Source organism: Rhodopseudomonas rhenobacensis (assembly GCF_014203125.1).
Classification (GTDB): domain Bacteria; phylum Pseudomonadota; class Alphaproteobacteria; order Rhizobiales; family Xanthobacteraceae; genus Rhodopseudomonas_A; species Rhodopseudomonas_A rhenobacensis.
In genome coordinates this window covers 66,146-72,907 of record NZ_JACHIH010000026.1, presented here as the reverse complement: position 1 = coordinate 72,907, position 6,762 = coordinate 66,146, and the positions used below count along the sequence as shown (strand labels likewise).

Below are 6,762 nucleotides of genomic sequence, written 5' to 3'. Positions count from 1 at the left end.
CCGGACGGCCGCAAGGCAGGCGAGCCGTTCGCGCCGGGCGCCAACCCGATGCACCGCCGCGACGTCAAGGGCGCGGTGGCCTCGATGGCGTCGGTGGCGAAACTGCCCTACGCGCATTCGCAGGACGGCATCTCCTACACCTTCACCATCGTGCCTTCGGCGCTGGGTGCGCAGGACGCCGACCGCGTCGACAACCTGACCGGCCTGCTCGACGGTTACTTCGCGCAAGGCGGCCACCACATCAACGTCAACGTGTTCGACCGCGAGACCTTGCTGGACGCGATGGATCACCCGGAACTGTATCCGCAGCTCACCATCCGGGTCTCCGGCTACGCGGTGAACTTCACCAAACTGACGCGCGAGCAGCAGCTCGACGTCATTTCTCGGACCTTCCACAGTGTACACTGACCAGGCCAACGCCGGTTACGCCACCACGGCGCGCAAACCTTCGGGTTTGCGCGCCGTGCGCCCGGCCATCAACGGCTGGGTGCATTCCACCGAGATCGGCGGCGCCGTCGACGGTCCCGGGATTCGCTACGTGTTGTTCCTGGCCGGGTGCCTGCTGCGCTGCCAATATTGCCACAATCCCGATAGCTGGCACATGCACCACGGCAAGCCGACCAATTCGCGCGAGGTGCTGCGCGACATCGCCGCTTACACCAAGTTCCTGATGCACGCCCATGGCGGCGTGACGCTGAGCGGCGGCGAGCCGCTGGTGCAGCCCGACTTCACCCACGCCATCCTGCGCGGCTGCAAGGAGATGGGCCTGCACACCGCACTCGACACCGCGGGATTCCTCGGCGCCCACGCCGACGACTATCTGCTCGCCGACGTCGATCTGGTGCTGCTCGACATCAAGGCGTTCAGTGAGGCGACCTATCACGCCCTCACCGGGGTGGCGCTGGAGCCGACGCTGGTGTTCGCCCGCCGCCTCGCCGCGATGAACAAGCCGGTGTGGCTGCGCTACGTGCTGGTCCCGGGCCTCACCGACAAGTTCGACGAGATCGAGGGCTTGGCTGCGTTCGCCCGCGCGCTCGGCAATGTCGAGCGCGTCGACGTGCTGCCGTTCCACAATATGGGCGCGTTCAAATGGGCCGATGTCGGCACGCGCTATCGGCTCGCCGACACGCAACCGCCGTCGCCCGACCTGCTGGCGCGTACCCGCGCCGCGTTCCGCAGCCAGGGTTTGCTGACGACGTAACAGTTTCGCGGGCGATGCGCCCGCCCGGCATCGCCGCGACGCGGGCGTCGACGTGATGCGCAAGCGATGCCTGAAGATAGGCGCCCGCCTGATGAATTTGACGGCCGTGAGCCGCCTGATTGAGACAGACCATGGAGAAAGACGATGTCGGCTTATGATGTAGTTGGCACTGACGTTTCGTTTGTGCGGCGGAGCGCGGCTGCGGCGCCGGTGGCGCGCAGGGAGGTCGAGGTCGGACCGAGCGCCAGCGAATTTCACTTCCTGGCGCTCGCCGCGGAGGAGGCCGATCGCGCGCAGCGCGCGGCGGCCGAGCGCATCGCCGGCGAGGCGCGGCGCGCGCTGGTCACGGCGCTGCAGCAGAAGGCGCTCGACCAGGCGAGCTGGGACGCGCTGATCGCGCGGGCCCGCCAGGCGGCAGCGCGCGGCGCCCGCGAATTGCTGCTGATCCGGTTTCCGTCGGAATTGTGCAGCGACCGCGGCCGCGCGATCAACGCGATGGATCCGAGCTGGCCGGAGACGCTGATCGGCGAGGCCGCCGACGTGTTCGGGCGCTGGCAGCGTGAATTGAAACCGCAAGGCTTCGGCCTCACCGCGCAGATCCTCGACTTCCCCGGCGGCTTTCCCGGCGACGCCGGCCTCACGCTGCGATGGGGGCGTTGAGCGCGCCGCGCACGGCGCGCGAAAACGTCTGCGCGGACTGTCGGGAGAAGCTGATCGAAGCGCTGCGGCAAAGATTCCCTCGCCCCGCGTGCGGTGGAGAGGGTGGCGTGACAAGCGAAGCTTGTCGCGTCGGGTGAGGGGGCGCCGCGTTCTGCCGAGACGCCCCCTCACCCGACCCGGCTTCGCGGAGCTTGTACTCGGACGGCGCGAAGCGCCGATCCGGGTGCCCGGCCGGGTCGACCTCTCCCCGCAAGCGGGGAGAGGTGAAGCAGTGCTCGTCGCAGTGACGACTCTGGTTCCTGCTACGCTGATTGCTCGCTCGTCCCAGCCCGCGTCAGTCGACGCCGAGTTTTTCCTTGAGCAGCGCGAGAAACCGCCGGCTGACCGGCACCGTGCGCCCGCCCAGCGTGACGATGCGGCCGAGCCCGCCTTCCTCGAAGCGCAATTCCTGGATGTGGTCGAGGTTGACCAGGAATTGCCGGTGGCACTGAAACATGCTGGTGCGCTCTTCCAGGGTGCGTAGCGACAGTTCGGTGAAGCGCTCCTTGCCGTCCTCGCCGACCACGAACACGCCGCTGGCGCGCGATGCGACGTATTCGACGTCTTCGACGCGCAGCAGCGAAATCCGGTTCTGCCCGGAGCAGGGGATCTGCCGCAGCGGATGCGCGCGCTTCAGCAAGCCGACGTCCTGCGGCGCGCGGTCGCGCTGCAGCCGTTGCAGGGTCTTGCCCAACCGCAATGGGTCGACCGGCTTCAGCAGGTAGTCGAACGCATTCTCCTCGAACGCCTGCACCGCGTAGTCGTCATGCGCGGTGAGAAACACGATGCGCGGGGCATGCGAAGGATCGAGCATGGCGATCATTTCCAGTCCGCTGATCCGCGGCATCTGGATGTCGAGGAACACCACCTCGGGCTGCAGCCGGTTGATCGCGGCGATCGCCTCGACGGCGTTGCCGGCCTCGCCGACGATGTCGATATTGCCGGCTTCGTCGAGCAGCACGCGGAGTTCGCTGAGAGCCGGCGGCTCGTCGTCGACGATCAATGCCCTGATCATGCCGCCACCAACTGTATGGGCACCCGCATGGTGACGCGGGTGCTGACTTCGGGTTTACAGCTGACGTCGAGCCCGTAGCTGTCGCCGTAGCGGTTGCGGATCCGCCGGTCCACCAGGTTCATGCCCAGTCCGTCGCCGTGGTCGTGGCCGCCGTACAGTCCGGCGTTGTCTTCGACCGAAAGTAGCAGCACGCCTGCCTCCTCCTTGGCCTCGATCCGCACCACGCCGGCCTCGATCATGTGGGCGATGCCGTGCTTGATGGCGTTCTCCACGATCAACTGCAGCGAGAACGCCGGCAGCGCGACGCTGCGCAGCGGATCGGGTACGTCGAACTTCACCGTCAGCCGGTCGGCGAAGCGCGCCAGTTCGATCTGCAGGTAGGCGTTGACGTGATCGATCTCGTCGCCGAGCGTCGCTTCTTCGGTGGGCCGCTTGAGGTTCTTGCGGAAGAACGTCGACAGATGCAGTACCAGTTCGCGCGCCCGCTCGGGATCGCTGCGGATGATCGACGACAGCACGTTCAGCGTGTTGAACAGGAAATGCGGATTGATCTGCGCGTGCAGGAGCTTGATCTCGGAGCGCGCCAACAGCTGCTTTTGCTCATCGTAGCGGCCGGCCAGGATCTGGGTGGAGAACAGCCGCGCCAAGCCCTCGCCGAGCGTGCGGTTGATGTTCGAGAACAGCTTGTTGCGGGGCTCGTAGAGCTTGATGGTGCCGATCACCTGTTCGTCTTCGCCGACCAATGGGATCACCAGGGTGGCGCCCAGCGGACAGGTCGGACTGAGCGAGCAGTGATAATCCGTCTCGTTGCCGTCGGCGTACAAGACCTGGTTGTGTATGATGGCTTGCAGGGTCTGCTCCGATGCGATCGGCGTGCCCGGCAGATGGTGGTCGTCGCCGAGACCGATAAACGCCAGGATCTTGTCGCGATCTGTGATCGACACCGCGCCGACGCCGGTTTCCTCGTAGATGATGCGGGAGATCCGCTTGGTGGTGTCCTCGTTGAAGCCGTTGCGCAAAATGCCCTCGGCCCGCGCCGCGATCTTCAGCGCCTTGGTGGAGAACACGCTGGACTGCCGTTCCAGCAGCAGCCGCCGTTCCTGCAGGATGCGCATGAAGAATGCAGCGCCGAGCGTGTTGGCGATCCACATCGGCAGCGCGACATGATCCACCACCGACCAGGCGACTTCGAACGGCCGGGTGATCAGCAGGATGATCGCCATCTGCGCGACCTCGGCAGCGAAGGTCACCAGCGCCACGCGCCAGGGGTCGAACAGGCGGTCGAACTGCCGGCGTCCAACATAGTGCCGGTGCATCAGGCCGCCGATCAGCCCCTCGGTCACGGTGGAAATCGCGCATGCCACGTCGGTCGGTCCGCCTAGCGAATAGCGGTGCAGGCCGCCGGTCAATCCGACCGCGAGGCCGACCGAAGGCCCGCCGAGCAGGCCGCCGAGCACGGCGCCGATCGCCCGCGTATTGGCGATGGAATCGTCGAACTGCAGGCCGAAATACGTGCCCAAGATGCAGAACATCGAGAAGATCACATACGCCGCGGCTTTGTGCGAAGGGCGAACGGTGACGTTCATCAGCGGAATGAATAGCGGCGTGCGGCTGAGCAGGTAGGCGATGACGAGGTAGACGCAGGTCTGCTGCAGCAGCTGCAGCGTCATGGTCAGGCGATCCAGCGTCATGGACAGGCGTTCGATCAACACGAAAGGCAGCATGGCGGGGTTCCTGAGCGTTGCCGCACGATAGTTGGGTGAGACCGGTTCCACCACTCCGTACGGCACCGCATGCGCCGCGCACGCCGCCGCTCAGCGCCAGCCAGCCGCCGCTCGCTGAAGCATGCTGCCGCTCCTCCGAACCGGCCTTCGCAACGCGATGACGTGGTCTAGGGTCCGGCATCTTCAAAGGAGAGCAGCCATGATCCACGCCCTACCATTCGTAATAGGAACAATCTGCGTCCTTACGATCTGCTACCGTTTTTACGGCATCTTCTTCGTTCGCACGGTGTTGCGCGCGGACGACTCCGAGGTGACCCCGGCCCATTCGATGCAGGACGGACGCAACTTCGTCCCGACCAGGAAGTGGGTGAATGCCGGCCAGCACTTCGCCGCCATCGCGGCGGCCGGTCCGCTGGTCGGGCCGGTGCTCGCGGCCCAGTTCGGCTACCTGCCGGGCTTCCTCTGGCTGCTGATCGGCGCGGTGCTCGGCGGCGCGGTGCATGACACCGTGGTGCTGTTCGCCTCGATGAAGTATCGCGGCCAGTCGCTCTCCGAAGTGGCCAAGGCCGAACTCGGCCCGGTCGCGGGCTGGTGCACCGGCATCGCCATGCTGTTCATCATCACCATCACGATGGCCGGCTTGTCGATGGTCGTTGTGCATGCGCTGGAACGCAACGCCTGGGGCACCTTCGCGGTGCTGATGACTATCCCGATTGCGATGGCGGTTGGAACCTACGAGAAGCTCACCGGCCGATCCAAAGGCGCCACCTATTTCGGCGTGCTCGCGATCATCGCCGCGGTGTTCATCGGCCCCTATCTGCAGGGCACGATGCTCGGCGAATGGCTGACGGTGCATGAGCGGACGGTGTCGCTCGCGATCCCGGCCTATGCGTTCTTCGCCACCGCGCTGCCGGTCTGGCTGCTGCTGACGCCCCGCGGCTACCTGTCCAGCTTCATGAAGATCGGCGTGTTCGGCGCGTTGATCGTCGGCGTGGTGTTCATCAACCCGGTCGTGCAGTTCCCGGCTTTGACGGACTTCATCCACGGCGGTGGCCCGGTGATCGGCGGCCCGGTGTGGCCCTTCATCTCCATCACCATCGCCTGCGGTGCGATCTCCGGCTTCCATGCCTTCATCGGTTCCGGCACCACGCCGAAGCTGGTCGACAAGTGGAGTGACATCCTGCCGGTGGCGTTCGGCGCGATGCTGGCGGAATGCGTGGTCGGCGTGATGGCGCTGATTGCCGCCACCGTGCTGCACCCGGCGGACTACTTCGCCATCAACGCCTCGCCGGCCGTGTTCCAGGCGCTCGGCATGACCGTCGTGGACCTGCCGCGGCTCAGCCAGGAGATCGGCATGGATCTCTATGGCCGCACCGGCGGTGCGGTGACCCTCGCCGTCGGCATGACGGAGATCTTCACCAAGCTGCCGTGGTTCAGCCACCTCGCCTCGTACTTCTTCCAGTTCGTGGTGATGTTCGAAGCGGTGTTCATCCTGACCGCCGTCGACTCCGGCACCCGCGTCGCCCGCTACCTGATCCAGGATCTGGCCGGCGAAGTGTACAAGCCGTTCAAGCGGCTCGACTGGATGCCCGGCGCGCTCGGTGCCAGCCTGCTCGCCTGCCTGCTGTGGGGCTACCTGCTGAACTCGGGCGACATCAACTCGGTGTGGACCTTGTTCGGGGTGTCGAACCAGCTGATGGCCTCGATCGGCCTGATGATCGGCGCCACCATCATCCTGCGCCTGGCCCAGAAGCGGATCTACATGCTGACCTGCCTGATCCCGCTGGCCTATCTCTACGTCACGGTGAACTATGCGGGCTACTGGATGATCAGCAACGTCTACCTCAATCCGGCTGCGAAGGGTTACAACCTCTTCAACGCGGGGATCTCGATCATCATGCTGGTGCTGGGCATCGTGATCATGGCGGCCTCCCTGTTGCGCTGGAAGAAGCTGCTGCAGCGGAGCGGCAACACCGATGCCGGCTCGCTGCTGGCGACGGCGACCGCCAGCTGACGCGACGGGTTGAATGACTCCGCCGGCCACGGCCGGCGGAGCCGAACAGAAGACGATTTGGGCCTCGGTTGCGGATGCGACCGGGGCCCAAGCTTTTTTGCCATCCGCT

At 65.8% G+C, this 6,762-nt stretch carries 6 protein-coding genes; 4 read left to right on the top strand and 2 right to left on the bottom strand.

What is annotated here, in order from left to right:
- From HNR60_RS18040 to HNR60_RS18030, 3 genes are all read left to right on the top strand, one after another.
- Nucleotides 1-408: glycine radical domain-containing protein (locus tag HNR60_RS18040; protein ID WP_184254948.1), on the top strand; the 408-nt coding region annotated here is incomplete at its 5' end.
- Nucleotides 398-1,201, top strand: a complete 804-nt coding sequence (gene pflA / locus HNR60_RS18035) for a pyruvate formate-lyase-activating protein (protein ID WP_184260165.1) — start codon at nucleotides 398-400, stop codon at nucleotides 1,199-1,201. The genes HNR60_RS18040 and pflA, both read left to right, overlap by 11 nt.
- Before the next feature lie 144 nt (nucleotides 1,202-1,345).
- Nucleotides 1,346-1,861 carry a hypothetical protein gene (locus HNR60_RS18030; protein ID WP_246432995.1) on the top strand — a complete coding sequence of 172 codons (516 nt, stop codon included), beginning with the start codon at nucleotides 1,346-1,348 and terminating at the stop codon, nucleotides 1,859-1,861.
- A 334-nt stretch (nucleotides 1,862-2,195) separates the two neighbouring features.
- Here the strand turns inward: HNR60_RS18030 and btsR are convergent, their stop codons facing one another.
- Both btsR and HNR60_RS18020 read right to left on the bottom strand, forming a co-directional pair.
- Nucleotides 2,196-2,915 (bottom strand): two-component system response regulator BtsR, encoded by a 720-nt coding sequence (gene btsR, locus HNR60_RS18025; RefSeq protein WP_184260162.1) that lies wholly within the window; start codon nucleotides 2,913-2,915, stop codon nucleotides 2,196-2,198.
- Nucleotides 2,912-4,639, bottom strand: a complete 1,728-nt coding sequence (locus HNR60_RS18020) for a sensor histidine kinase (protein ID WP_246432994.1) — start codon at nucleotides 4,637-4,639, stop codon at nucleotides 2,912-2,914. The genes btsR and HNR60_RS18020 overlap by 4 nt, the downstream gene beginning before the upstream one ends.
- 199 nt (nucleotides 4,640-4,838) lie before the next feature.
- Between HNR60_RS18020 and HNR60_RS18015 the strand changes: the two genes are divergently transcribed.
- On the top strand, nucleotides 4,839-6,653 hold the full coding sequence (locus HNR60_RS18015; RefSeq protein WP_184260146.1) for a carbon starvation CstA family protein: 1,815 nt from the start codon (nucleotides 4,839-4,841) through the stop codon (nucleotides 6,651-6,653).
- Nucleotides 6,654-6,762: the final 109 nt, after the last annotated feature.

What these genes read in the sequence shown, in the direction of transcription:
- HNR60_RS18030 (WP_246432995.1), top strand. Translation starts at nt 1,346, where the DNA reads ATGTCGGCTTATGATGTAGTTGGCACTGACGTTTCGTTTGTGCGGCGG.
- btsR (WP_184260162.1), bottom strand. Translation starts at nt 2,915, where the DNA reads ATGATCAGGGCATTGATCGTCGACGACGAGCCGCCGGCTCTCAGCGAA.
- HNR60_RS18020 (WP_246432994.1), bottom strand. Translation starts at nt 4,639, where the DNA reads ATGCTGCCTTTCGTGTTGATCGAACGCCTGTCCATGACGCTGGATCGC.
- HNR60_RS18015 (WP_184260146.1), top strand. Translation starts at nt 4,839, where the DNA reads ATGATCCACGCCCTACCATTCGTAATAGGAACAATCTGCGTCCTTACG.